Here is a 26,033-nt window from a genome sequence, read left to right as displayed (position 1 = left end):
TGAAGCGACTAAATTGTAGAAGGAAAGGGATTCGTGTGCGAATTTTAGCAATAGATACATCTAACCAAACATTGAGTATTGCTGTGTGTGAAAATCAAAAAATTCTGGGAAGTTATACAGCAACGGTTAAAAGAAATCATAGCTTAACATTAATGCCGGCAATTGACTATTTGATGAGTCAATTGAACTTGGCGCCAACGGCAATTGATCGTTTTGTCGTAGCAGAAGGACCTGGATCATACACTGGCTTACGTTTAGGCGTGACGACTGCCAAAACATTGGCCTATACTTTAAAGAAAGAGCTAGTAGGTATTTCCAGTCTACAAACGCTAGCTGCTAATTGTGTTGGGCAAACCGGTTTAGTTGTGCCTCTTTTTGATGCGCGTCGTAAAAACGTCTATGCTGGTGCTTACCGGTTTGTCGATGGCGTGTGGCAAAATGAGTTACCGGACCAACATATTTCCCTGCGGGAGTTATTAGAACTACTAAAAGATGAACCAAATCTTTTTTTTGTTGGTGAAGATGTTGAAAAATTCACTGAAGAAATAGCTCAAATCATTCCTCATGGAGAAATTTGTGATGTTCCACAATGGCAAATTCCTAATGCCGCAGTTTTGGCTGCGTTAGGTAGTGTGGCTGAACCTGTTGAAAATGTTCATGGGTTCTTACCTGCGTATTTGAAAAAAGTAGAAGCGGAAGAAAATTGGTTGAAGACACACACGCCTAATGGAGAAAGCTATGTGGAAAAACTTTAATTTTGTGACAAAATACTTTACAAAAAGACGGCAACGGTATATAACTAAAACCATTGCAATGAACCAGCAAGAATTTCAATTGCGTGAAATCACCTACCAAGATATTAAGGATTTACTAGCAATTGAACGTGAAGTTTATGCTGGGGAACTTCCTTGGACGATGTCTGCTTTCATGGCAGAACTTGGCTCAAAAGCGCCGCATCTCTATTTGTTAGCGGCAATTAACGGAAAAACAGTTGGCTTTATTGGTTGTCGGATTCAAGGAACGGATGCACACATTACGAATGTCGCTGTCCATACAGCATACCAAGGCTTAGGTTTAGGTCGTTCTTTAATAGAAGAAACGCGAATTTTTGCCAAGAAAAATCGTTGTGAAACCTTATCGCTAGAAGTACGAATGAGTAATGTTAAAGCCCAACGTTTGTATCGGAAAATTGGCTTTGCCTCACAAACAGTGAAAAAAGGCTATTATGACGAAAATAATGAAGACGCACTAGAAATGATAATTGATTTAAAAGAAGAGTGAAGAAAAAATGTTAGTAACAAAAAAAGAAATATCTGTAGCAAATATTGGTGAAGAATTATGGCGTTTCAGTAATTCTTCTTATACAACTGGCTCCCCTTGGACAGAAACACAATTCGCGGAAGATTTTGCTCAGGAAAATAGCGAATATCTTTTTTTAGTTGAAAATGGCCAGTGGTTAGGCTATATTGCCTATCATTTTATTTTAGATGAAGCAGAAATTAGTCACGTTGTTGTGAATGGTCAGAGACAACACCAAGGAATTGGTTGTCAATTAATGAAAGCTTTTAAAGAATATGTTAAAAGTCGTAACATTACACAAATTTTCTTAGAGGTCAGAGAATCGAATACACTAGCTCAAAAACTTTATGAGAAAACAGGTTTTCGGAAAGTAGCTGTTCGAAAAAATTATTATAAAGAACCTCAAGAAAATGCCTTTGTAATGTGTGCGAAATTAAGGAAGGAAGCCCAATGACAATTTTTACAAAAGAACGTAAATTATTATTAGCTGTGGAAAGTAGCTGTGATGAAACAAGTGTGGCTGTCATTGAAGATGGCGACAAAATTCTTTCCAATATCGTAGCTTCGCAAATTAAGAGCCATCAACGTTTTGGCGGAGTCGTTCCAGAAGTTGCGAGTCGTCATCATGTTGAACAAGTGACGATCTGTATTGAAGAAGCATTAACAGAAGCAAAAGTCACCCCAGAAGAGCTTAGTGGCGTTGCTGTGACCTATGGGCCTGGGTTAGTCGGTGCTTTATTAATAGGACTTTCTGCAGCAAAAGCATTTGCTTGGGCGCACCAATTACCACTTATTCCGGTCAATCATATGGCTGGACACATTTATGCTGCCCGTTTTGTAGCACCGCTCGAATTTCCATTGATGGCCTTACTTGTTAGTGGGGGACATACGGAATTGGTCTACATGAAAGAAGATGGCTCTTTCGAAATTGTTGGTGAAACACGTGATGATGCAGCTGGTGAAGCGTATGATAAAGTCGGACGGGTGTTAGGGTTGCCTTATCCTAGTGGCAAAGAGATTGATGCTTTGGCCCATGAAGGCACAGATACCTATCAATTTCCACGGGCGATGCTAAAAGAGGATAACTATGACTTTAGTTTTAGTGGCTTAAAAAGTGCGTTTATTAACACGGTTCATAATGCAGAGCAACGTGGTGAAGCACTGTCTACAAAGGATTTAGCCGCAAGTTTTCAGGCTAGTGTGGTAGAAGTATTAGTGACTAAAACCATTCGTGCTTGTCAAGAATATCCTGTTAAGCAATTGCTAATCGCTGGGGGCGTTGCTGCGAATCAAGGATTACGAGAAGCAATGAGACATGCAATCAGTGAACAATTACCAGCAGTAAAATTACTTATTCCGCCATTAAAACTTTGTGGGGATAACGCGGCGATGATTGGCGCTGCCGCTTTTATCGAAGCTGAAAAGAATCATTTTGCTTCGTATAACTTAAATGCAGAACCTGGCGTTAGTTTTATGACAATTAGTGAAGAAGGCTAGCCAGCTAGACAAAAATTTGCTATAATGAAGCCAGTTTAACAATGACATTCGATGATAAAGAGAGTACTTATTTCAACGTCAGCTTAGCGATCTTGGGAAGGTGGGAGCCAAGAGTGATCGGAATGAGGAAGCGCACTTTTAGAATTCTGCTGAAAGCAGACGGCAATCACCGTTATCGATGAAGCAGGTCTATCCAAGTAGTATAGACAATTAGAGTGGTACCGCGGGTAAATTCTCGTCTCTGACAAAACAAAATATTTTGTTTTGTCAGAGACGTTTTTGTTTTTTTAATACTTACAAATTAATCAGGAGGGTTCTTATGAACAACAAAGAAATCGTAGCAAAAGCGTTACATGATGTTTTAAATGAAGAATTAACGATGGATCAAATCGAACAATTATTGGAAAATCCTAAATCTGTTGATCATGGAGATGTGGCTTTTCCAGCCTTTTCATTAGCTAAAATTTATCGTAAAGCACCACAACAAATTGCAGCAGAATTAGCAGAAAAAATTGATGGCACGAATTTTGAAAAAATTGAAGTGGTAGGACCTTATTTAAACTTTTTCATGAATAAAGAAGCAGTCAGTCAAGCTGTTATTGGCGAAGTAGTCAAAGAAAAAAATAACTACGGAAACAGTACCTTTGGCAATAATGGCAATGTTCCTATTGATATGTCTTCACCAAACATTGCTAAACCAATTTCTATGGGACACTTACGTTCTACGGTAATCGGGAATTCAATTGCCTTTATTTTAGAAAAAATTGGGTATCAGCCAATTCGGATTAACCACTTAGGTGACTGGGGTACACAGTTTGGTAAGTTAATTGTAGCTTATAAAAAATGGGGTTCTGAAGAAGCAGTCCGCCAACAGCCAATTAATGAATTATTGCGCTTATATGTGCAATTTCATGAAGAAGCAGAAGAAAAACCAGAATTAGAAGACGAAGCACGTGCTTGGTTTAAAAAATTAGAAGAAGGAGACCAAGAAGCCAATGAATTATGGAAATGGTTCCGTAGCGAGTCTCTAAAAGAATTTGATAAAATCTATTCCATGTTAGAAGTTGAATTTGATTCATACAATGGCGAAGCCTTTTATAATGATAAAATGGATGAAATTGTTACTTTATTAGAAGAAAAACATTTATTAACAGAAAATCAAGGTGCAGAAATTGTTGATTTGACAGAATATAATTTAAATCCAGCACTTATTCGTAAATCAGATGGTGCGACCTTATATATCACACGGGATTTAGCTGCTGCGCTTTACCGTAAACGGACGTATGATTTTGCCAAATCGCTTTATGTAGTCGGCAACGAACAAAGCAATCACTTCAAACAATTAAAAGCAGTCTTGAAAGAACTAGGGTTTGACTGGTCAGATGATATGGAACACATTCCGTTTGGTTTAATTACTCAAGGCGGTAAAAAATTATCCACACGTAAAGGGAAAATCGTTTTATTAGAAGAAGTATTGAATGAAGCCGTTACTTTAGCAGGAAATCAAATTAACGAGAAAAATCCAGACTTAGCAAATCGTGATGAAGTGGCGAAACAAGTAGGTGTAGGTGCAGTTATTTTCCATGATCTTAAAAATGATCGTCTAAATAATTTCGATTTTGTATTAGATGAAGTTGTTCGTTTTGAAGGCGAAACTGGGCCATATGTTCAATATACGCATGCTCGTGCGATGAGTATTTTACGTAAAGCAAACTTTACACCAGACGCTACACAACGTTATGCACTAAATGACAAGGATAGCTGGGAAGTCGTGAAGTTGTTACAAAAATTCCCTGAAACTGTGATGCAAGCTGCTGAAAAATATGAACCATCTGTTATTGCGAAACATAGCATTCATTTAGCACAAGCGTTCAATAAATATTATGCCCATGTTCGGATTTTGGATGAAGATGATCAAAAAGAGGCACGCTTAGCGTTAGTTTATGCAGTAGCTACTGTTTTAAAAGAAGATTTACGTTTACTAGGATTACATGCACCAGAAGAAATGTAGAAGTTTTTGTGAAAATTTTGCTACGCTGAACGCTAAACTTATTAAGCAAATATTAAAGTTAAGTTACAGATTGAGAAATTCATAGTAATTAAATAGCTGGGGTGCTATACTCGAGTCAAGTTATAAAAGGATTAGAAAAGGTGGCACCCAATTATATGACAGAAAAATGGCGTGAAGACGAAGAATATCTTTCTTATGTAGAAGATTTATTAGCAACCGAAGAAGTCCAAAAATTAGCAGAATACACACAACATATGCATTCAACTCGTTTAGAACATTCAATTAGTGTTTCCTATCATAGCTATAAATTAGCAAAGCGTTGGAACGGCAATGCTCGTGCAACAGCTCGTGCTGGTTTATTGCATGATTTGTTTTACTATGATTGGCGCACAACAAAGTTTGACGAAGGCTCTCATGCCTATGTTCATCCACGAATTGCAGCCAAAAATGCTGAAAAAATTACAGAGTTGTCTGATTTAGAACGAGACATTATTATTAAACATATGTGGGGCGCAACTATTGCACCACCAAAATACAAAGAAAGTTACATTGTAACCTTTGTTGACAAATATTGTGCTGTCAAAGAAGCGGCGTTGCCGATGACGACAGCCATGAAAACCAAATGGCGTCAGTATTTTGGCCAACAGTCAATCTAAAAAAAGCTTATCCGGAAGGATAAGCTTTTTTTGTTTAACGTTGACTAAAAAGTCTAACATTCATCTATTTAAAATAAATATTAAAAGTAATTTTGTTCTGTTAATTTCTTTTGAGCATATCGATAGACTGCTTCTTGATTTTCAGTTGTCAATTGTTTGTAAACATTCATAATATTGGTCGGGACAACAAATGGCGTTTCTTCCGTTTCAGGAATACCTAAGATTTCAAGAGGTGATACATCTAAAACTTTAGATAAGGCGACAATTTTATCCCTCCCCATATTTTCAATCATTCCAGTTTCCCATTTCCTGACGGTACTTTTTCCAACACCAACAAAATTTCCAACTTGTTCTAATGTAAGATTTTTCTCCATCCTTTTTTGCTTCAAAAAATTTTCTTTCAAAAAAACCACCTCCGTAAAAACATTCTAGCACAAAAAGTGTCGCAAAAGAAACATGTTTTACTCTATACATAGAGTGATAAATAACTATTGAATAGGCATATATTGACGGTTTTTTCACAAAATGATATACTTCCAGTGTCTAATAAGACACTAAAAGGGGTGAAAAGGGGGAGTAAAATGGAATCAAATTTAATTCATTCAAAATTGAAATTAAAAGGGAAAAATGTTGAATGGTTAGCAAGTGAAATGACCGCTGCAGGTCAACCAATCTCAGCTTCAACAATTTATAAGAAATTAAAAGGAGAGGTTGTATTTAAAGCTTCAGATATTAAATTGATTTCTAAGTTGTTAGATCTGGAAAGCGAAGAAATCATGGTTATTTTTTTTGATGAGCTAGTGTCTAAAAAGACACGTGAAGGTTGTTAAAGGTAATGAGTTATTCTTCTATTGCACTTTCCAGAGTTGCGTGGTATTATTTTTAATAGTTTAATAGCAACATGGTGATGGTGTTCACCACGAACTATTTATCGGACGAATAAATTAATGACGCCTACCAAACGGGAGAAGTGTACCCTTTGGTAGGCTTTTTCTGTACGCTAGGATTGGCGATAAGAAAATTGTAAAGGAGCATGTAAAGTGAAAAAAGAAACAAAGCAACTACTATCAATCGGCGGTTATATGGCAAAATGGTTGCTCATTACCGCAATTATTGGTTTATTTATGGGGGCGTTATCCGCCTTTTTCTTAAAGAGTCTTACCTATGTAACAGATGTTCGTTTAGCAAATCCTTGGTTACTCTTTATCCTCCCTATTAGCGGTGTCGTTTTTACGTATTTCTATACGCGTTTTGGGAAAAATGCTAGCCGAGGAAATAACTTAGTGATTGAACAAGGCAATGGCGGGGAAGAAGATATTCCCTTGCGCTTAATTCCTTTAACGTTGTTTGGCACGATTACTACGCACTTATTTGGTGGTTCTGTTGGTCGTGAAGGGACGGCGGTGCAAATGGGGGGCGCAATCGCAAATGCTGTAGGAAAAGTCTTTAAACTGTCCGCTTTGGAACGACAAGTAATTATTATTAGCGGAATTAGTGCAGGTTTTAGTTCTGTTTTTGGCACACCATTAGCGGGAACGGTTTTCGGATTAGAAGTTTTGGCGATTGGAAAAGTTCGTGCAGAGGCACTTTTCCCAAGTTTTTTTGCAGGCTTATTTGCTAATTTTGTGACTGAAAGTTTTGGTGTAACACATACGCATTATCCGATGGGCAAAATTCCGACTTGGTCGGTTGAACTATTTGTAAAATTATTTTTGGCATCGATTTGTTTTGGTTTGGCAGGTTGGGTTTTTAGTCGTTCCATTGTCTTTTTAAAAAAGACCTATGCAAATTGGTTTGCTAATGTCTACCTTCGTGCGTTTCTTGGGGCGTCCATTGTCGTTCTGTTTGTGCTCGTCTTAAACAACCAACGTTATTTAGGCTTGAGTTTACCTTTATTAGAAGATGCATTTGCAGGCAATGCGCAGCCTTTTGATTTTGTTGGGAAATTATTCTTTACGGTGTTATCCTTGGGTGCCGGATTCCAAGGAGGAGAAGTGACGCCATTGTTTGAAATTGGGGCTACGTTAGGTAGTTCTTTGGCCCCTTTGTTACATCTGTCAATTCCTTTTTTAGCAGGTTTAGGATTTATTGGTGTTTTTTCTGGCGCCACGAATACGCCGATTGCTTGTTTCATTATGGGCATTGAACTATTTGGTAGTGAAGCGGCAGTCTATTTTTTCATGGTCTGCTTAATCAGTTTTATGTGTTCAGGAAATAGCGGTATTTATGCTTCGCAACAAAGTTTGTATCGCAAAGGAACAGCAGAATATCCTCTCTTTAATGCATTAAAAAATCGACGTAAATAAGATGTTTTTTTATGAAAATATGCTAAACTAGAGAAGATGAGGTGAAGACATGAAAGACTATCAATATCCATTAGATTTAGATTGGACGACAGAGGAAATGGTGATTGTCACTAATATGTGGACAGCAGTTGAGCAAGCCAACGAAACAGGCTTGCCTGTTGACAAATTTTTAACAACTTATCAACAATTTAAAACGGTCGTTAAAAGTATCGGCGAAGAAAAACGCTTAGGTCGTGAATTTGAAAATGCTTCAGGATATTCGTTATATCGTACGCTTCAACAAGCTAAAAAACAGGGAAGCGGTAAATTAAAGCTGGGGGATGATTAGATGACTGAAACGCAAAAATTTATTCAAACAATTCAAAGTTGGCTTTTTGAAGCAGCCGATGTTATTCGAATGAACTTGGAATCAGAGTTAACCGTTCAACAGAAAAATGGCCGCACCGATTTAGTGACAAATATGGATGAACAAACCCAAGAATTTTTAATGAATAAAATTCAAACAAATTTTCCCGAAGATCAAATTTTAGGGGAAGAAAAAGGCTACAATACTTTAAAAAGTTTTGCTGGTCGCGTGTGGATCATCGATCCGATTGATGGCACAATGAATTTCGTGATGGAAAGAGAAAATTTTTGTATTATGTTAGCTGTTTATGAAGACGGCATTGGTAAATTAGGTTTTATCTATGATGTGATGCGAGAAGAACTTTATTGGGGCGGCAAAGGGCTTGGCGTTTATCGGAATAATCAATTATTAAAAGCGCCTACTATGAAAGCCTTGGCAGATGGATTATGGGGCATGAATGCTTACATGCATGGAAAAAATATTCATCACGCAACGGAAATCGGACAAGCAAGCATGGGCGTGCGTATTAGCGGTTGTGCAGGCTTGGAAATTATCGCCATGTTAAAAGGCAACCATCATGGCTATTTATCTAATCTAAGTCCTTGGGATTATGCAGCAGGCTTAGTACTTTTGGAAGAATTTGGGTTTAAATACTCTGGTATTACAGGAAAACCATTAACTTTTGCGGGTCGTGAATACTTTATTGCAGCAACGCCTGAAACCTATGATGAAGTATTTACCCAGTATTTAAATGAATCGGAATAATCAAAGAAGAGCGTTGCTGAAAGGTAAGGCTCTTCCTCTTTTAAAAGAGAAAAGTTTGTAAAAAAAATGTCCTTGTTTTCAGAAAAAGCCGAATAATTTCTAAAACTTTCATTATTTTTGCAGGCGAAAGCCTTTTTTTAATGAAAAAAGTTTGCTATAATAAGCAGTCGGCTTTTATGGACTTAAGTAACATAAGCGTATATAGATAAGGAGCAATTAAATTGAAATACAGAGATGATATTCGTAACGTGGCAATTATCGCCCACGTTGACCATGGTAAAACAACCTTAGTAGATGAACTTTTAAAACAATCTGACACTTTAGATGGACACACACAATTACAAGAACGTGCAATGGATTCCAATGCACTTGAAAGTGAACGTGGAATTACTATCTTAGCAAAAAATACAGCCGTAGATTATAACGGTACACGTATCAACATTCTAGATACACCAGGACACGCGGACTTCGGTGGTGAAGTAGAACGTATCATGAAAATGGTAGACGGTGTTGTTTTAGTTGTCGATGCGTATGAAGGAACAATGCCTCAAACACGTTTCGTATTGAAAAAAGCATTAGAACAAAAAGTAACACCAATCGTGGTTGTTAACAAAATTGACAAACCTTCTGCTCGTCCTGAACACGTAGTAGATGAAGTTTTAGAGTTATTCATCGAATTAGGTGCAGACGACGATCAATTAGATTTCCCAGTTGTTTATGCTTCTGCTTTAAACGGAACTTCAAGTGAATCAGATGATCCAGCAGATCAAGAGCCAACAATGGCCCCAATTTTTGATAAAATTATTGAACATGTGCCAGCTCCAGTTGATAATTCAGACGAGCCACTTCAATTCCAAGTCTCATTACTAGACTACAACGATTACGTTGGACGTATTGGGATTGGCCGTGTGTTCCGTGGCACAATGAAAGTCGGCGACCAAGTTGCGTTGATGAAATTAGATGGCAGCGTGAAAAATTTCCGTGTAACGAAAATTTTAGGTTTCTTTGGCTTACAACGTGTGGAAATTGATGAAGCAAAAGCGGGCGATTTAATTGCCGTTTCCGGAATGGAAGACATTTTCGTTGGGGAAACAGTTGTAGATGTTCACAATCAAGAAGCATTACCAATTCTACACATTGATGAGCCAACCTTACAAATGACTTTCTTAGTTAACAATTCTCCATTTGCGGGACGTGAAGGGAAATACATCACCGCTCGTAAAATCGAAGAACGTTTAATGGCTGAATTACAAACAGACGTATCTTTACGTGTTGATCCAATTGGCCCAGATTCTTGGACTGTATCAGGCCGTGGCGAATTGCATTTATCAATTTTAATTGAAAACATGCGTCGTGAAGGCTATGAATTACAAGTTTCTCGTCCAGAAGTTATTGAGCGTGAAATTGATGGGGTTAAATGTGAACCATTTGAACGTGTTCAAATTGACACACCTGAAGAATACATGGGTAGCGTGATTGAATCCCTAAGTTTACGTAAAGGCGAAATGCAAGATATGATTAATGCCGGTAACGGACAAATGCGTTTAATCTTCTTAGCACCAGCTCGTGGCTTAATTGGTTATTCAACAGAATTCTTATCAATGACTCGTGGTTATGGTATTATGAACCACACCTTCGATCAATACTTACCAATGATTCAAGGAACGATTGGCGGCCGTCATCAAGGTGCGCTAGTTTCAATCGATACTGGTAAAGCAACGACTTACTCAATCATGAGTATTGAAGAACGTGGTACAGTTTTCGTTGAACCAACGACAGAAGTTTACGAAGGAATGATTGTTGGGGAAAACAACCGCGACAACGATTTAACTGTGAACATCACAAAAGCTAAACAAATGACTAACGTTCGTTCGGCAACGAAAGACCAAACATCAGTCATTAAAAAACCGAAAAAATTAACGTTAGAAGAATCATTAGAATTCTTGAATGAAGATGAATACTGTGAAGTAACACCAGAAAGCATCCGTTTAAGAAAACAAATTCTTAACAAAAACGAACGCGAAAAAGCAAGCAAGAAAAAGAAAAAAGCTGAATAATTTTTCGACAAATAAACATTTAAACCAACTATGCTCGTTTTACTACGAAAATAGTTGGTTTTTTTGATGGCAAAAACGGATTAATGCGTATTTTAAGATAAGGTTATTTTTTTATGTGTGGATAACTACTCGTTATCCACAACAAGCAAATGCCGCTATTTTTGAAAGCTTTTGATAGCAAGCTTTCACAATTTTTCATTCTTTTTGATGTTTCACGTTAACTGGTGTTTCACGATTGTGTCTTGTTTTAACACACCTTGTTCCTGTTAGATTAGCGTGTTAAAATGACTTGTAGAACAAAGATTGGAGCGCAATAAATGAGTGCATTACAAGAATTATTAAAAGATACATTTGGCTATGATGATTTTCGGCCAGGACAAGAAACGATTATTCGTCATGTATTGCGACAAGAAAATGTCTTAGGCATTATGCCAACAGGTGGAGGCAAATCGATTTGTTATCAGTTGCCAGCCTTACTTCTGGATAATTTAACATTGGTGATTTCACCATTAATTTCTTTAATGAAAGATCAAGTAGATGCCCTGAATTTAATGGGGATTCCAGCTACATATATCAATAGTACCATTTCCTATCAAGAAATGAATCATCGTATTCAATTAGCGGTTAACAAAGAAGTCAAGCTATTGTATGTTGCGCCAGAGCGATTAGAATCTTATGATTTTCAACAGATGCTGACACATGTACCAATTGATTTATTGGCAGTAGATGAGGCACACTGTATTTCACAATGGGGGCATGATTTTCGTCCGAGCTATTTGCGTTTAGCGGAGATTATTGATCAATTTCAACAGCAACCAACTGTGATTGCACTAACAGCTACAGCAACGCCACAAGTAGCGGAGGATATTGTCAAGCAATTAAGAATTCCATCAGAAAATGAAATCAAAACAGGATTTGCTCGAGAAAACTTATCTTTTCAAGTCGTGAAAGATCAAAACAGAGACGTTTTTCTTTTGGAATATTTAAAGATGAATACTGGGCAATCAGGTATTATCTATGCAAGCACGCGGAAGGAAGTTGAACGAATTTATCATTTATTAGAAAATAAAAAAATTGCGGCTGGGATGTATCATGGGGGCATGAGTGAACAGTTACGTAGTGAAAATCAAGAAGCATTCTTGTATGATCAAGTGCAAGTGATGGTAGCAACAAATGCCTTTGGTATGGGGATTAATAAGAGTAATGTTCGTTTTGTCATTCACGCACAAGTACCAGGGAATATTGAATCTTATTACCAAGAAGCCGGCCGAGCTGGTCGTGACGGTCTGCCTAGTGATGCTGTGTTAATGTTTGCTCCACAAGACTTGCAAATTCAACAATACTTTATTGAACAATCTGAAATGACCATTGATTATAAGCAGAAAGAGTACTTGAAATTACGGGAAATGTCACAATATGCGAATGCACAAATGTGTTTACAAAAATATATTTTACGCTATTTTGGTGAAGAAGGGACGGACTGTGGTCGCTGCTCGAATTGTCTGGATAATCGAGAATTAGTCGATATTACGGTCGATGCCCAAAAAGTCTTGTCTTGTGTAAAACGTATGGGAGAACGTTTCGGTAAGGGCTTAGTTGGTAAAGTCTTGACTGGCTCAAAAGATCAAAAAATTGATCAATGGCATTTTGATCGTTTGCCAACATACGGACTAATGAAAGGTCGCACGCAAAAAGAAGTCACACAGCTGATTGATTATTTGACAGCAGAACGTTATTTAATTCCTTCTGATGGGCAATTTCCGTTGTTATCAGTCTCGACAGAAGGTGTTCAGGTGCTTTTAGGGGAACGTAAAGTCTTCCGAAAAGAAGACCAAAAAGTTCGAAAAGTAGCAGTGGATGATGCCTTGTTTGAACGATTACGCGAATTACGTATGGACATGGCTCAAGAGGCAGGCGTGCCGCCATATGTAGTCTTTTCCGATAGTACACTTAAAGAAATGTGTGAAAAATTACCGCAAACAACGATTCAATTATTGCAAATAAAAGGGGTCGGCCAAAATAAATTAGATAAATATGGCACCGCCTTTTTAGAAGTAATTAAAGAATATCAAGAGACAAAAAAATGATATAGTTTGTTATTTTATTTAAAATTAAAAGCAGAAAATAAGAAAAAAGTCTTTTAATGTATTTGTTGTTGTATTGATAAAATAAGCTTGTTATATAAAGAGATTTCTTACTTAATATATCGCTTGGTTTCAGAAAATTTCTTAAAGTAAATTTTCTGAAATCATCATGTATCTAACTGAGAATTATGTTATAATTATTTAATTAAGATAGGGAGGTTCTGTACAAATGGACGAAGGAATTTCAAAGAAATTTGCCATTCAATTATTAGAAGACGATGCAGAACGCATTAAAATGCTTATTCGTAATCAAAAAAACAGTTTGTGCATTTCTCAATGTAAAGCATTTGAAGAAGTGGTGGATACACAAATGTATGGTTTTTCAAGACAAGTGACCTATGCGACCCGTTTGGGGATTTTAACTAATGATGAAGGACATCGCTTACTAAGTGATTTAGAACGCGAATTGAATCAATTATATACAGATGTTTATGAAGAAACACAAGAAAAAAACGAGATTGGCAAGGAGGGTTAAGCTTTGCCAAACAAAGTAAAGAAACGGCATTTGCTAGACTATAGTATTTTTATTCCATATTTAATTTTAAGTATCGTGGGATTGATTATGGTATATAGTTCCACATCCGCATTACAAGTAATGAAAGGTTTTTCACCTACCTCATTCGTTATTAACCAGGTTGCCTTTTGGGTAGTAGGGTTAGTTGCAATGTTTTTTATTTATAAGATGAAAACATCCGTTTTCCAGAATCGAAGTTTTATCATGTTTGCCATTGCAGTAATTACGGTTATGGTTTTAGCCGTTCGGATTCCTGGTATTGGGAAAGAAATTAATGGCGCACGTGGTTGGATTGAGATTGGTGGATTTTCGATGCAACCAGCTGAGTATTTAAAAATCATGGTTGTCTGGTATCTGTCTTATATTTTAGCACGGCGACAAAAGACAATTAATGGAGGCATGGATCAATTTAAACAAGCTGCCGGGCGCCCGTTGATGCTCGTTTTTGTATTAATTGCTCTAGTTGCAATCCAGCCTGACTTCGGGAATGCGGCTATTCTAACATTAATTACCATCGTGATGGTTTTAGCAAGTGGGATTAATTATATGTATACCTACTTGGTCGGTGGCTTGGGCATTTTAGGTAGTATCACGGCTATTCAGTTATTAATTATGTCTAAAGGAAAAATTTTCCCAGCACGTTATCAATATATTTATAATCGTTTTGCTGTTTTTAAAAATCCATTTTTAGATGAACGGAACTTAGGCCATCAGTTAGCTAATTCTTATTATGCAATCAGTAATGGCGGCTGGTTTGGCAAAGGTCTAGGGAATAGTGTTCAGAAAAAAGGCTTTTTACCAGAAGCACATACGGACTTTATCTTTGCGATTACTTTAGAAGAGTTAGGCATTATCGGCGGTCTAGCGATTTTAGGATTGTTGATGTTTATGATTGCGCGAATTATTTTAGTCGGTGTACGCTCGAAGAAACCTTTTAATTCACTAATGTGTATTGGAATTGGTACAATGTTATTAATTCAAGTCTTTATTAATGTTGGTGGGATTACTGGGATTATTCCATTAACAGGAATTACTTTCCCGTTCTTGAGTCAAGGTGGGAATAGTTTGCTGATTATTTCGATTGCTGTGGCCTTTGTCCTGAATATCAGTGCAGATGAAACACGTCAGAAATTAGAAAATGAGTACTATTTATCTTTAGAACAGAACCAATAAATTTGAAGGAAATTGATGGTAGGAGTGACGTTATGAAAAAGGTATTAGTTGCCAATCGTGGCGAAATTGCGATTCGAATTTTTAGAGCTTGTACAGAATTAGATATCCGTACAGTAGCGATTTATGCTGCAGAAGATGAGTATTCTGTTCATCGTTTCAAAGCAGATGAAGCGTATTTAGTTGGTAAGGGGAAAAAACCAATTGAAGCCTATTTAGACATTGAAAATATTATCCAAATTGCCAAAAAATCGGGAGCAGATGCCATTCATCCTGGTTATGGCTTTTTATCAGAGAACTTACGCTTCGCCGAACGTTGTGAAGAAGAAGGAATCATTTTTGTTGGACCTAAAACACATCATTTAGATATTTTTGGCGATAAAATTAAAGCGAAAGAAGCAGCTGTAGCTGCGGGGATTGCTTCGATTCCAGGCTCAGACGGGCCAGTAGCAACGGTGGAAGAGGTCGTAGCTTTTGGTGAAACGCATGGCTTTCCTATCATGATTAAAGCTGCTTTAGGTGGCGGCGGTCGCGGGATGCGCGTTGCCCACGATGCCAAAGAAGCACGAGAAGGTTACGAAAGAGCAAAAAGTGAAGCGAAAGCAGCCTTTGGTTCTGACGAGGTTTATGTTGAAAAGTATATTTCTAATCCTAAACATATCGAAGTACAAATTTTAGGCGATCATCATGGGAACGTCTTGCATTTATTTGAACGTGATTGTTCCGTTCAACGGCGCCACCAAAAAGTGGTAGAAGTCGCACCATGTGTATCAATGAATGAAGAACAACGAGCAGCCATTTGTTCGGCTGCTGTGCAGTTAATGGCGCATGTCGGCTACGTGAATGCGGGAACGGTTGAGTTTTTAGTAGAAGGGGATCAGTTTTATTTTATTGAAGTGAATCCTCGTGTTCAGGTAGAACATACTATCACAGAAATGATTACAGATATTGATATTGTGATCTCTCAATTACAAATTGCGCAAGGGCTTGATTTGCATAAAGATATGCATTTGCCAGAACAAAACGAATTGACATTAAAAGGCGCGGCTATTCAATGTCGGATTACGACTGAAGATCCACTGAACCAGTTTATGCCAGATACAGGGAAAATCGATACGTATCGTTCACCAGGTGGTTTTGGTGTGCGTTTAGATGTAGGGAATGCTTATTCTGGCTACGCTGTGACGCCCTACTTTGATTCTTTATTGGTTAAAGTCTGTACGCATGGTTTCTCTTTTGAACAGGCAATCAGTAAAATGCAACGCTGCTTAAAAGAATTTCGGATTCGTGGCGTGAAAACAAATATTCCGTTTTTACAAAATGTTGTGAGCTATCCAGCGTTTCAATCTGGCGAAGCCAAAACAACCTTTATTGATAATACACCTGAATTATTTGAATTTCCTCGTATGCGCGATCGTGGCAATAAAACGATGAAATACATTGGAGAAGTAACGGTCAATGGGTTCCCTGGCATTGAACGAACGGAGAAAAAATATTTTGAAGCTCCGCGCGTGCCGACAGATATTGAAGTTCCAGAAAAAGTGATCACAGCTAAAAATATTCTAGACGCTCAAGGAGCAACCGCCGTCATCGATTGGATTAAGAATCAAGAAAGTGTGTTAATGACAGATACCACGTTCCGTGATGCGCATCAAAGTTTATTAGCTACTCGTGTGAGAACACAAGATTTTAAAGCAATTGCTGGTCTAACTGATGCAGCCCTGCCTGAGCTGTTTTCTAGTGAAATGTGGGGTGGCGCTACGTTCGATGTTGCCTATCGCTTCTTAACCGAAGACCCATGGCAACGTTTAAGAAAAATTCGTCAGTTGATGCCAAACACACTTTTACAAATGCTGTTCAGAGGATCTAATGCGGTAGGCTATCAAAATTATCCTGATAATGTTATTGAAGAATTTATTAAAGAATCCGCTCGCCAAGGAGTCGATGTTTTCCGAATCTTTGATAGCTTAAACTGGATTCCTCAAATGGAAAAAAGTATTCAAGTCGTTCGGGATACCGGAAAAATTGCGGAAGCAGCAATTTGTTATACTGGGGACATCAATGATCCAGCCCGAGCAAAATATAATGTTCAATATTACCTTGATATGGCTAAAGAATTGGAAAATTTAGGGGCACAAATCATTGCGATTAAAGATATGGCTGGCTTATTGAAACCACAAGCTGCTTATCGTTTAATTAGTGAATTAAAGGCAGCCACGGATTTACCAATTCATCTCCACACTCACGACACTAGTGGCAATGGGATCATCACTTATTCAGCAGCTACTAAAGCGGGCGTTGATATTGTTGACGTCGCAATGAGTGCGATGAGTGGCGCAACTAGCCAGCCAAGTATGAACAGTCTATATTATGCTTTAGTCAATGGTGAACGGACGCCAACTATTAACATTGATAATGCACAGAAAATCAATCATTATTGGGAAGATGTGCGCATGTATTATCAACCATTTGAAAATGGGTTAAATGCCCCGCAAACAGAAGTCTATATGCATGAAATGCCTGGTGGTCAATACTCTAATCTACAGCAGCAAGCAAAAGCGGTAGGCTTAGGGCACCGTTGGGATGAAATCAAAAAAATGTATCACACAGTGAATTTGATGTTTGGCGATATTGTAAAAGTGACGCCATCTTCAAAAGTCGTGGGAGACATGGCACTCTTCATGGTTCAAAATAATCTGACAGAACAAGATGTTTATGCGCGTGGTGAAGAACTAAGTTTTCCTGAATCCGTTGTGACTTTTTTCCAAGGTGATTTAGGTCAACCAGTTGGTGGGTTCCCGAAAGAGCTCCAACGAATTATTCTAAAAGGTCGACCAGCCTTCACAGAGCGGCCAGGTGACTTAGCAGCACCTGTTGATTTTGCAAAAGTACAAGAAGAATTAGCCGAAAAAATTGGGTATCAACCTAAATTGGAAGAAGTTTTAAGTTATTTAATGTATCCACAAGTATTTTTAGAGTATCGTCAAAAATACGAAACCTTTGGAGATATAACCTTATTAGATACGCCAACATTCTTTAATGGTATTCGTCAAGGAGAGACATTGGAAGTTCAAATTGAACGAGGAAAAACGTTAATTATTCGTTTAGATGAAATTGGCGAACCTGATATTGACGGAAACCGTGTCTTGTTCTTCAATTTGAATGGGCAACGTCGTGAGGTTTTAGTTAAAGATGCCTCCATTAAGTCTGCTGTTCAAGTAAAACAAAAGGCGGAACCAACTAATAAAGAACAAATCGGCGCAACGATGTCTGGTTCTGTTCTACAAGTATTGGTCAAACGTGGCGATAAAGTAGAAAAAGGTCAGCCGTTGCTGATTACAGAAGCCATGAAAATGGAAACGACTATCGAAGCACGTTTTGCGGGCACGGTAGATCACATTTATGTTGAAGAAGGCGAAGCAATCAGCTCAGGTGATTTGTTATTAGAAGTAAAAGAAAAATAAGATGAGAGGGGAAAAAATGAAGCGATTTTGGGCCTTTACTGCTGTTTTTTTAACAGTTCTACTCATCGGATATTTAGAGCCAGTTTTTTTCCCTGCTGAAAAACCAACCGAAACAGCTCAAAGTGGGCGCTTATCTAGCGCTCACACCGCTGTTCCTCATGAAGAATTGCCAGCTTCTGGCTACGCAGCATACATAGGGAAAGATGTGGAAACCTTTATCCGCCAGTTTGGCAATCCTAAAGAAAAAATTAAAACAGGTCGTACGTATGAATTATGGACGTTCGGTTTGACGATGAATGATTACTTAGAAGTCAACGTTCGAGAAAATAAAGTCATCGCAATTAAGGCCTTTAACAATGACAAAATGATAGAACCGTTTAAAATAGATATGAAGCTTGCTGACTTGTCTGATTTAATGACGATTTATTCGAATTTTGCATTTAATTTTCATCATGAAGCTTACGATGTCGAGCTGATGGAAGAAGATATGAACTATCGACCACTGGTTGCTTTTGATAATGGCAGTTTTGCGGTGTTATTTTTTAATCAGCGGACAGGCGGTTTAATGGCAGTTAATTATGTCAATAAAGAAACGTTGCTCACGGAAATGCCGTATCAATTAAATGAAGGTTCTCCTTTGCCAGTTGATATAACGCAGTCAATGACCTTCGATCCTGTTCAAAGTAACCAAGCGATTTATGTCATGAATCTGGTTAAACAGCAAGAAAATCAAGCTGCTTTTTCAGTCTCTACACAAAGTCAAAAAGATGCCCAAACATTGTATCAAACGCTGGCTAACCATACACCAACAATTTTGTCGGCAAATCGACAAGCAGAATTGTTACAAACGAGAGAGGAACATACAGCCATTCATCCCTTTCATTTGACTAAGGACGAATTTTCTTTATTAGTTAAAACGAGCAAACTTTCGTTGAGAGAACCAGCAGGTATTTTCCAAGAACCTGTTTATGATAGTACCTTTACTATTTTGTCATGGTTTTCGGACCCGCAATATGATAGCTATTTTGCTGAGTCAGAAACGACAGAATTGGGCGTTGCCTTTTCCAATGAAGGTGTGTTAGTCTTATTAGAGAAACGACCAGAAAATAGGCAAATCACGGAGAGTAGTGAAAAGTTATGATTGTGACAGAACATTTATTTGCAATTGAAGATCAAACAGAATGCTTAATTTCAGCACTTTTAGAAAGTGATGCTGTTCAAAACTATAAAGAAACAAAAAAAGCTATGTATGCTTCGGCGGAAGTTGCTCAGTTACAAAAAGCATTTTTAGAAGCTAAGTCAGCCTTTGAACGAGTAGAAACTTATGGAATTCATGCACCCGATTTTCGGGAGAAACAACGAGCCCTACGTAAAGCGAAGCGGGCGCTTGATTTAAATGAAATCGTTGCAAATTATCGTTTTGCTGAGACAAACGTTCAAACGTTGCTAGATACAATTGGTTTAAAGATTGCGCAACTAATTTCTGAAGATATTAAAGTAGATGCTGGAAATCCTTTCTTTGAACGAGGAAAGAAACATTCAGGTTGTGGAGGAAGCTGCCATGCAAGCTAAAGAAGAAAAAGAATTTACGCTTCAAGAGCGTCGTTGCCTAATTGTTTGGGTATACACATTAAAACCGTTAAAACAGTTACGCCGATATGGACTGATTCACTATGTTTCACGAAAAATGAAATATGTGGTGATTTACATGAATGAAGAAAATATTGAAAGTAACATGGAAAAAATTAATCAGTTACATTTTGTTCGTAGTGTCGATAAATCGTATCGACCAGATGTCGAAATGAATTTTGCTGAAAAAATTGGTACCAAAGCGGCTTATCAAGAACAAGAAGACGACGGCTATGTAGTAGAGGAATTATCTACAGAGATTCGCTTAGCAGAGAATGTCTAATGCAAAAGAGTGAGAAATGTTATGAGAAATTTCAAACATTTTTCACTCTTTTTGTTATAATGAATTATAAAAGAATGATTGATAAAGGAGTCGAAACAATGCGTGTTATTTCTGGAGAATATGGTGGCCGGCGCCTGAAAGCGTTAGATGGCGACAATACTAGGCCTACAACAGATAAAGTAAAAGAATCTATTTTTAATATGATTGGTCCATATTTCGATGGTGGAATGGCGCTGGATTTATATTCAGGAAGTGGCGGGTTAGCGATTGAAGCCGTTTCTCGTGGAATGGACAAAAGTATTTGTATTGAAAAGAATTTTGCTGCACTAAAAGTAATTAAAGAAAATATTGCGATTACAAAAGAACCAGAAAAATTTGAAGTTAGAAAAATGGATGCTAATCGTGCCTTAGAACAGTTTTATGAAGAGAAGCTACAATTTGATTTGGTCTTATTGGATCCGCCCTATGCCAAACAAAAAATTGTTTCACAATTAGAAAAGATGTTAGAACGGCAGTTATTAACAAACGAAGCCGTTATCGTTTGTGAAACAGATAAAACTGTCAAATTACCGGAAACGATTGGTACACTAGAAAAAACAAGAGAAACCGTTTACGGAATCACTCAAGTAACGATTTATCGTCAGGAGGCGTAAGATGCGTAAAATTGCTCTATTTCCCGGAAGTTTTGATCCGATGACAAATGGTCATTTAAATTTGATTGAACGCAGTGCGAAGTTATTTGACGAAGTCATCATTGGCGTTTTTATAAATACAAGTAAGCAAACATTATTTACGCCAGAAGAGAAAAAATATTTAATTGAAGAAGCAACTAAAGAAATGCCAAATGTGCGTGTTATCATGCAAGAAACCCAGTTAACTGTGGAAAGTGCAAAATCATTAGGGGCTAATTTTTTGATTCGTGGCATTAGAAACGTCAAAGACTACGAGTACGAGAAAGACATTGCTAAAATGAATCAACATCTGGCGCCAGAAATTGAAACGGTTTTTCTATTAGCAGAAGAACCATATGCACATGTAAGCTCCAGTTTACTAAAAGAAGTTTTACGTTTTGGAGGCGATGTGTCTGACTATCTTCCTCCCAATATTTATCATGCGTTAAAACAAAAGAAGAATGACTGGAGCTAAAATAATGAATAAAAAAACAGAAAAATTTTCGTTTAAATCACTCATTCCAATGGTATTGGCATTGCTGCTAATTGGTTTGTTTATCGTCCCAATTCCTTATTATATTGAAGGACCAGGAACGACAGAAAATTTAAAAGAGTTTGTAACTGTTGATGGAAAAAAAGATACGCAGTCAGGTGCTTTTTATTTAACAACGGTGGGCATTCGTTCGGCCACTATTTTTTCTGCCATAAAAGCAAACTTTTCGGATTTTCAAGAAGTCATGTCAAAAAAAGAATTAATGGGAGATAGTAGTAATAGCGAATATAATCGAATTCAACAATACTATATGGATTCCTCAAAAAACGCCGCAATTGAGCAAGCCTTAAAATTAGCGAAGGTTCCATATGAGATGAAATTTAAAGGCGTCTATGTGTTAGCGATGGAAGACAACTCAAGTTTTAAAGGAAAAATTGAAGTTGGCGATACCGTGACAGGCGTGGATGGCAAATCTTTTAAAAGCAGTGAAGAATTAATGAATTACATTAAAGCACAAAAAGTGAATCAAAAAGTCACTGTTCAATTTATTCAAGATGGCAAAGCAAAAGAAGCGACCGGCAAATTAATTGAATTGCCAACAGATAAAAAAGCGGGGATTGGTATTGGTTTGACCGATCATACAGAAATTGATTCTTCTATCCCAGTATCTATTGAAGCGGGTGATATTGGTGGGCCATCGGCTGGGTTAATGTTTACTTTGCAGACCTATGAACAATTAAGTCATAAAGATTTACGTAAAGGTCATGAAATTGCTGGAACAGGTACGATGAACAGTCAAGGAATCGTTGGTAGAATCGGTGGTATTGACAAAAAAGTTGTAACAGCCAGTGAGAACGGTGCAGAAATTTTCTTTGCACCCGATGATGAAATAACTTCAGAAATGAAAAAAGTTGAACCGAAAATCAAATCGAATTATCAAGAAGCACAAGAAGCTGCGAAAAAAATTGGGACAAAAATGAAAATTGTCCCAGTAAAAACGGTTCAAGATGCCTTGAACTATCTAGAAAAATTAAAATAAAAGTGTGCCTGGGCCAAAAATTACTAGTGATTTTTGGTCCAGGCGCATTTTTTTGTTAAAAAATGCGTAATTATATTTTGAAGGGAGGACAAACGATGGATTGGTTGAAACAGTTACCCAAAAAGTGGCTATTGCTAGGTAGTGGCGCGTCTATAGTTATTTTGATAACTCTATTAGTGGGCATTTATTTGATGGTTAATAAGGAGCCACGAGTAGACACCACAATGTGGGAGGAGACAAGTCTGACCACTACGGCAGAGGTCGCCACAGATGCCACAAAAGAAAGGGCAGAAACAATGATCTATGTTGATATTAAAGGCGCAGTGAAAGTACCAGGAATCTATCAACTAAAAAATCAGCAGCGGATTTGGGATGCTTTAGCTTTAGCTGGAGGAGTGAGCGAGGAAGCTGATACTGCCCAGGTCAATTACGCTCAAAAAGTAAAAGATCAAATGATTATTTATGTGCCCAAAAAAGGAGAAGCAGTGCCACAGTCATTAGAAACGCTGCAGGAATCAGCACCTGCTCAGCAAAATCAGGAGGAAAAAATCAACCTTAATAGGGCAACAGAAGCAGAGCTACAAACGATTTCAGGAATCGGTGCGAAAAAAGCACAAGAGATTATTCGCTTTCGTGACGAACAAGGACCGTTTAAAACCGTCGAGGAACTGAAAAATGTTCCAGGTATTGGAGAGAAAACAGTAGAACGTTTAAAAGACATGTTGACAGTGACTGGCTAACTTTTAACAGAAAATTCCTGAGAATTCTTGACTATGGGATGCGGATAACATACTATTTGTAATAAGATTAAATGATTTGGCAAATCGAACACAGGAGTCATTAAAAATAAAGGAGGTTTATTATGGAACGAATTCCATGGGACCAATATTTTATGGGACAAAGCGTCTTATTATCATTAAGAAGTACTTGCACACGGTTAACTGTCGGAGCAACCATTGTTCGCGACAAACGAATTATTGCAGGAGGTTACAATGGTTCAGTCAGTGGCGGAACGCATTGTATTGATGAAGGATGCTATGTTGTTGATAATCATTGCGTTCGAACAATCCACGCAGAAATGAATGCAATTTTACAATGTGCGAAGTTTGGCGTCCCTACAGAAGGGGCAGAAATTTATGTGACACATTTCCCTTGCCTGCAATGTACAAAGATGATTTTACAAGCAGGGATTAAAAAGATTTATTATTTAAAGGATTACCGTAATGATGCGTACGCCCTAAATTTAATTGAACAAGTAGGAGCCACGGTTGAAAAAGTGACTTTAGTACCAAAATATTTTGCCGAATTACAATGGGGAGAAGAATTTGCCACACTTGAGGACAATCCTTCCTCAGCTGAGGAATAATTGGTTCTTCATAGCTCTGCTGACTAGTTGTGGGCTGTGGTGTTTTTTCGCACCTAGTCTATTAGGAGCTCTTCTTTTTTCTATCACTGTTATCCGTATTGTCTGTACAAAAAGTTTTCCTGTTATATTGGGAGGTTTTTTGTGCAGTTTTTTAATAGTAGGGGGCATATTGATTTTCCAGTGGTTAAAGCCAGTCTCTTTGTTGCCTAAAGATGTCCGCTTGTCAGGACAGCTAACGATATTGCCAGATGAAATACAAGTCGATGGTGATCAAGTAAAATTTCCTGCCAATTGGATCGTAAAAGGCAAAAGGCAGAAAGTGATGGCATTTTATCAATTAAAAAGTGTGAAAGAAAAACAGCAATGGCAACAACTAACCACGACCATTCAGGCAACCGCTGTAGGTATTTTAGACTCGCCCCAAGGTCAAACCAACAAAAATGGCTTCAATTATCAACTATTTTTAAAGAATCAAGGAATCGAAGCTATTTTATTCATTGAGGAGATAGGACAACAGCGTTCCTTTTTTTCTTGGCGGTTTAAAGAAATCATTAGCGGCTGGCGGAAGTGGGCGATGGTACATATTCAGAAAAATTTTGGTGAGACTAGTGCAATGTATATGAATGCGTTGCTCTTAGGTTTTCGTAATGAAGAATTTGCTGAAATAAGCGATAAATTTTCAGCATTAGGCATTTTGCATCTTTTTAGTTTGTCAGGGATGCATGTTTCTTTTTTCCTTCGTTTATTTCGCTTGCTAATGCTAAGAATTGCTCGCCGAACGCAAGAAAGTTATTTTTTGTGGCAATGCGGTTTTTCACTGATATATGCTGGTTTAACAGGATTCTCAGTCAGTGTCATGCGGGCGCTTTTACAAACAAACCTCAATACGTTCAATCGACGGTTTAATTGGCAGGTTCCGGCCCTCGATTGTTGGAGTTTAACTCTCTTAGTGCACTTGATTGTTCAGCCAACCCTCTTTTTTTCAGTCGGCGGTCAATTTAGTTACTTACTTTCCTTTGTTCTGCTGTTTTTAGAGCAAACATTGGTTGGTTATTCTTCGCCTTTCATTAAAAATTGTTTAGGCTCTTTCCTATTGGCTGTGGCTTCCTTACCTATTTTAGTCCAATCATTTTATGAATGGCCCTTGTTAGGAAGTTTCTTAACATTTCTCTTGTTACCAATTTTTGAACGGTTCTTGTTACCGCTTTTGACGTTGAGCTTTTTTCTAGTGATTATTATGCCAGCACGCTATTTAGCAGCCTTGCTCGAACCGCTATTTTTAACAATGAATGGCTTATTTGAGTGGGTGCTAGTTCACTTAAATCCGAAGCTGACCATCGGCTATTTAAATACTTGGATACAAATTAGTTTGCTATTACTAATCGGACTTTCAATGATTTATTTAGCAGACAAGTCTAAAAAAATTTTTTTCTCAATCGGACTACTAATTGTTTTGATAAATAGTAAATACCTTTCGCCAATTGGCATTGTTGCAATGATCGATGTAGGCCAAGGGGATAGTTTGTTTATCCAAGCGCCTTTTCACAGAAAAAATACACTGATTGATACAGGTGGTCGGTTGTCTTTTGACAAAGAAGCTTGGCAGCAACGGAAAAATAGTCGATCAGGAGCGGAATATTCAGTGATTCCTTTTCTCAAAAGTCAAGGAGTCAAACGTTTAGATGAAGTGATCATCACACACGCACATGAAGACCATTTTGGCGATTTATTAGCCATTGCGCAGAAGGTTCCAATTTCTGTTCTTTATTTTCCTAAAGGAGCAGCTGAAGCCAATTTTTCGTTTCGCCAAGTCTTGAAACAACTCCAAAAAAGCGGGACAGACTGTCGGCCAATTTTAGCGCCCAAGCGAATTAATGGGCCCGTTTCTTTTCAAATTTTATCACCAAATAAGAGCAGTATTGGGGGCAATAATGACTCGATAGTGTTTTCCACACAATTAGGCGGACGACATTTTTTATTTACTGGTGACTTGGAAGCCGAAGGAGAAGAACAAGTGTTGGCTCGCTATCCCCAGTTGAAAATCGACATCTTGAAAGTCGGTCATCATGGTAGTAAAACGTCGTCTACTAAAAGATTTATCAAACAGCTTAATCCGCGAGAAGCATTGATTTCAGCTGGACTGAATAATCGTTTTAAACATCCTCATCAGGAGACATTAGCGACGCTGGAGGAGCAAAAAATAAATTATTATCGGACCGATCTTCAAGGAATGATTTATTATCAATGGTTACCTTGGCAAGGGCTTTCTAAAGCCAAATTTGTTAAAGAACAAGACTAGTATTTCCAGAAGTAACATGATAGG

The 26,033-nt window shown here is 37.7% G+C and carries 25 protein-coding genes, 1 riboswitch and 1 other annotated feature; of the genes, 24 read left to right on the top strand and 1 reads right to left on the bottom strand.

Annotated features, from left to right (window positions below; genetic code table 11):
• Positions 1–35: 35 nt before the first annotated feature.
• From tsaB to IGJ03_RS09105, 6 genes are all read left to right on the top strand, one after another.
• Complete coding sequence (gene tsaB, locus IGJ03_RS09130) at positions 36–755, top strand: tRNA (adenosine(37)-N6)-threonylcarbamoyltransferase complex dimerization subunit type 1 TsaB (protein ID WP_010826611.1); 720 nt, start codon at positions 36–38, stop codon at positions 753–755.
• On the top strand, positions 727–1,281 hold the full coding sequence (gene rimI, locus IGJ03_RS09125; protein ID WP_002384199.1) for a ribosomal protein S18-alanine N-acetyltransferase: 555 nt from the start codon (positions 727–729) through the stop codon (positions 1,279–1,281). Before tsaB ends, rimI (IGJ03_RS09125) begins: the two co-directional genes overlap by 29 nt.
• Positions 1,282–1,288: 7 nt before the next feature.
• The gene (gene rimI / locus IGJ03_RS09120; protein WP_010826610.1) at positions 1,289–1,753 is read left to right on the top strand and encodes a ribosomal protein S18-alanine N-acetyltransferase; all 465 of its coding nucleotides are present in this window, start codon (positions 1,289–1,291) and stop codon (positions 1,751–1,753) included.
• Positions 1,750–2,796 (top strand): tRNA (adenosine(37)-N6)-threonylcarbamoyltransferase complex transferase subunit TsaD, encoded by a 1,047-nt coding sequence (gene tsaD, locus IGJ03_RS09115; protein WP_010826609.1) that lies wholly within the window; start codon positions 1,750–1,752, stop codon positions 2,794–2,796. The genes rimI (IGJ03_RS09120) and tsaD overlap by 4 nt, the downstream gene beginning before the upstream one ends.
• 42 nt (positions 2,797–2,838) lie before the next feature.
• Positions 2,839–3,042 (top strand) — a binding site (T-box leader).
• A 73-nt stretch (positions 3,043–3,115) separates the two neighbouring features.
• A complete protein-coding gene (gene argS / locus IGJ03_RS09110; protein ID WP_375804594.1) occupies positions 3,116–4,807 on the top strand; it encodes an arginine--tRNA ligase in 1,692 nt (563 codons plus the stop codon).
• Positions 4,808–4,962: 155 nt separating this feature from the next.
• Complete coding sequence (locus IGJ03_RS09105; RefSeq protein WP_002356666.1) at positions 4,963–5,463, top strand: HD domain-containing protein; 501 nt, start codon at positions 4,963–4,965, stop codon at positions 5,461–5,463.
• Positions 5,464–5,543: 80 nt separating this feature from the next.
• Here the strand turns inward: IGJ03_RS09105 and IGJ03_RS09100 are convergent, their stop codons facing one another.
• Positions 5,544–5,876, bottom strand: a complete 333-nt coding sequence (locus IGJ03_RS09100) for a helix-turn-helix domain-containing protein (protein WP_002408770.1) — start codon at positions 5,874–5,876, stop codon at positions 5,544–5,546.
• 93 nt (positions 5,877–5,969) lie between these two features.
• On the opposite strand from IGJ03_RS09100, the gene IGJ03_RS09095 reads away from it, so the two are divergent.
• The 18 genes from IGJ03_RS09095 to IGJ03_RS09010 all read left to right on the top strand — a co-directional run bounded on the left by IGJ03_RS09095 (position 5,970) and on the right by IGJ03_RS09010 (position 26,009).
• Positions 5,970–6,293, top strand: a complete 324-nt coding sequence (locus IGJ03_RS09095) for a hypothetical protein (protein ID WP_016616133.1) — start codon at positions 5,970–5,972, stop codon at positions 6,291–6,293.
• A 64-nt stretch (positions 6,294–6,357) separates the two neighbouring features.
• Positions 6,358–6,427, top strand: a riboswitch (Fluoride riboswitch).
• 76 nt (positions 6,428–6,503) lie between these two features.
• The gene (locus IGJ03_RS09090) at positions 6,504–7,769 is read left to right on the top strand and encodes a voltage-gated chloride channel family protein (protein WP_002356676.1); all 1,266 of its coding nucleotides are present in this window, start codon (positions 6,504–6,506) and stop codon (positions 7,767–7,769) included.
• Between the two features lie 49 nt (positions 7,770–7,818).
• Entirely contained in the window at positions 7,819–8,097 is a 279-nt protein-coding gene (locus tag IGJ03_RS09085) for a UPF0223 family protein (protein WP_002356679.1), read from the top strand.
• The gene (locus tag IGJ03_RS09080; protein WP_077932788.1) at positions 8,098–8,880 is read left to right on the top strand and encodes an inositol monophosphatase family protein; all 783 of its coding nucleotides are present in this window, start codon (positions 8,098–8,100) and stop codon (positions 8,878–8,880) included.
• A gap of 221 nt (positions 8,881–9,101) precedes the next feature.
• A complete protein-coding gene (gene typA / locus IGJ03_RS09075; RefSeq protein ID WP_002356682.1) occupies positions 9,102–10,937 on the top strand; it encodes a translational GTPase TypA in 1,836 nt (611 codons plus the stop codon).
• A gap of 317 nt (positions 10,938–11,254) precedes the next feature.
• Positions 11,255–13,024 (top strand): DNA helicase RecQ, encoded by a 1,770-nt coding sequence (recQ, locus tag IGJ03_RS09070; RefSeq protein ID WP_002368957.1) that lies wholly within the window; start codon positions 11,255–11,257, stop codon positions 13,022–13,024.
• A 226-nt stretch (positions 13,025–13,250) separates the two neighbouring features.
• A complete protein-coding gene (locus IGJ03_RS09065; protein ID WP_002356684.1) occupies positions 13,251–13,556 on the top strand; it encodes a YlaN family protein in 306 nt (101 codons plus the stop codon).
• 3 nt (positions 13,557–13,559) lie between these two features.
• Positions 13,560–14,768 carry an FtsW/RodA/SpoVE family cell cycle protein gene (locus IGJ03_RS09060; RefSeq protein ID WP_002356686.1) on the top strand — a complete coding sequence of 403 codons (1,209 nt, stop codon included), beginning with the start codon at positions 13,560–13,562 and terminating at the stop codon, positions 14,766–14,768.
• A gap of 32 nt (positions 14,769–14,800) precedes the next feature.
• Positions 14,801–18,229 carry a pyruvate carboxylase gene (locus tag IGJ03_RS09055; protein ID WP_375804595.1) on the top strand — a complete coding sequence of 1,143 codons (3,429 nt, stop codon included), beginning with the start codon at positions 14,801–14,803 and terminating at the stop codon, positions 18,227–18,229.
• A 16-nt stretch (positions 18,230–18,245) separates the two neighbouring features.
• A complete protein-coding gene (locus IGJ03_RS09050) occupies positions 18,246–19,370 on the top strand; it encodes a CAP-associated domain-containing protein (RefSeq protein WP_002362207.1) in 1,125 nt (374 codons plus the stop codon).
• A complete protein-coding gene (locus IGJ03_RS09045; RefSeq protein ID WP_375804596.1) occupies positions 19,367–19,801 on the top strand; it encodes a YlbF family regulator in 435 nt (144 codons plus the stop codon). Before IGJ03_RS09050 ends, IGJ03_RS09045 begins: the two co-directional genes overlap by 4 nt.
• Positions 19,791–20,141 (top strand): YlbG family protein, encoded by a 351-nt coding sequence (locus IGJ03_RS09040; RefSeq protein WP_002359714.1) that lies wholly within the window; start codon positions 19,791–19,793, stop codon positions 20,139–20,141. The genes IGJ03_RS09045 and IGJ03_RS09040 overlap by 11 nt, the downstream gene beginning before the upstream one ends.
• Before the next feature lie 59 nt (positions 20,142–20,200).
• The gene (rsmD, locus tag IGJ03_RS09035) at positions 20,201–20,794 is read left to right on the top strand and encodes a 16S rRNA (guanine(966)-N(2))-methyltransferase RsmD (protein WP_375804597.1); all 594 of its coding nucleotides are present in this window, start codon (positions 20,201–20,203) and stop codon (positions 20,792–20,794) included.
• Between the two features lies 1 nt (position 20,795).
• Complete coding sequence (gene coaD / locus IGJ03_RS09030; RefSeq protein ID WP_002356693.1) at positions 20,796–21,287, top strand: pantetheine-phosphate adenylyltransferase; 492 nt, start codon at positions 20,796–20,798, stop codon at positions 21,285–21,287.
• Positions 21,274–22,344, top strand: a complete 1,071-nt coding sequence (locus tag IGJ03_RS09025; protein ID WP_002382735.1) for a SepM family pheromone-processing serine protease — start codon at positions 21,274–21,276, stop codon at positions 22,342–22,344. Before coaD ends, IGJ03_RS09025 begins: the two co-directional genes overlap by 14 nt.
• Positions 22,345–22,406: 62 nt before the next feature.
• On the top strand, positions 22,407–23,084 hold the full coding sequence (locus IGJ03_RS09020) for a helix-hairpin-helix domain-containing protein (protein ID WP_033626116.1): 678 nt from the start codon (positions 22,407–22,409) through the stop codon (positions 23,082–23,084).
• Between the two features lie 122 nt (positions 23,085–23,206).
• Positions 23,207–23,710: a ComE operon protein 2 gene (locus IGJ03_RS09015; protein WP_002356697.1), complete on the top strand. Its 504-nt coding sequence runs from the start codon at positions 23,207–23,209 to the stop codon at positions 23,708–23,710.
• Between the two features lie 34 nt (positions 23,711–23,744).
• On the top strand, positions 23,745–26,009 hold the full coding sequence (locus tag IGJ03_RS09010) for a DNA internalization-related competence protein ComEC/Rec2 (protein ID WP_375804613.1): 2,265 nt from the start codon (positions 23,745–23,747) through the stop codon (positions 26,007–26,009).
• The last annotated feature ends 24 nt before the right edge of the window (positions 26,010–26,033 follow it).

The organism is Enterococcus sp. DIV1315a, from assembly GCF_051712325.1.
GTDB classification, from domain to species: Bacteria; Bacillota; Bacilli; order Lactobacillales; family Enterococcaceae; genus Enterococcus; species Enterococcus faecalis.
Note: the sequence above shows the minus strand (reverse complement) of the source record. Positions and strands in the feature narration are given on the sequence as shown.

Bases quoted from the DNA above. Each gene is read 5' to 3' on its own strand.
- argS (WP_375804594.1), top strand. From the start codon at position 3,116: ATGAACAACAAAGAAATCGTAGCAAAAGCGTTACATGATGTTTTAAAT.
- IGJ03_RS09080 (WP_077932788.1), top strand. From the start codon at position 8,098: ATGACTGAAACGCAAAAATTTATTCAAACAATTCAAAGTTGGCTTTTT.
- IGJ03_RS09085 (WP_002356679.1), top strand. From the start codon at position 7,819: ATGAAAGACTATCAATATCCATTAGATTTAGATTGGACGACAGAGGAA.
- recQ (WP_002368957.1), top strand. From the start codon at position 11,255: ATGAGTGCATTACAAGAATTATTAAAAGATACATTTGGCTATGATGAT.
- IGJ03_RS09040 (WP_002359714.1), top strand. From the start codon at position 19,791: ATGCAAGCTAAAGAAGAAAAAGAATTTACGCTTCAAGAGCGTCGTTGC.
- IGJ03_RS09065 (WP_002356684.1), top strand. From the start codon at position 13,251: ATGGACGAAGGAATTTCAAAGAAATTTGCCATTCAATTATTAGAAGAC.
- IGJ03_RS09025 (WP_002382735.1), top strand. From the start codon at position 21,274: ATGACTGGAGCTAAAATAATGAATAAAAAAACAGAAAAATTTTCGTTT.
- rimI (WP_002384199.1), top strand. From the start codon at position 727: ATGGAGAAAGCTATGTGGAAAAACTTTAATTTTGTGACAAAATACTTT.
- IGJ03_RS09055 (WP_375804595.1), top strand. From the start codon at position 14,801: ATGAAAAAGGTATTAGTTGCCAATCGTGGCGAAATTGCGATTCGAATT.
- IGJ03_RS09105 (WP_002356666.1), top strand. From the start codon at position 4,963: ATGACAGAAAAATGGCGTGAAGACGAAGAATATCTTTCTTATGTAGAA.
- tsaD (WP_010826609.1), top strand. From the start codon at position 1,750: ATGACAATTTTTACAAAAGAACGTAAATTATTATTAGCTGTGGAAAGT.
- rimI (WP_010826610.1), top strand. From the start codon at position 1,289: ATGTTAGTAACAAAAAAAGAAATATCTGTAGCAAATATTGGTGAAGAA.
- IGJ03_RS09050 (WP_002362207.1), top strand. From the start codon at position 18,246: ATGAAGCGATTTTGGGCCTTTACTGCTGTTTTTTTAACAGTTCTACTC.
- IGJ03_RS09045 (WP_375804596.1), top strand. From the start codon at position 19,367: ATGATTGTGACAGAACATTTATTTGCAATTGAAGATCAAACAGAATGC.
- coaD (WP_002356693.1), top strand. From the start codon at position 20,796: ATGCGTAAAATTGCTCTATTTCCCGGAAGTTTTGATCCGATGACAAAT.
- IGJ03_RS09015 (WP_002356697.1), top strand. From the start codon at position 23,207: ATGGAACGAATTCCATGGGACCAATATTTTATGGGACAAAGCGTCTTA.
- IGJ03_RS09020 (WP_033626116.1), top strand. From the start codon at position 22,407: ATGCGTAATTATATTTTGAAGGGAGGACAAACGATGGATTGGTTGAAA.
- rsmD (WP_375804597.1), top strand. From the start codon at position 20,201: ATGAATTATAAAAGAATGATTGATAAAGGAGTCGAAACAATGCGTGTT.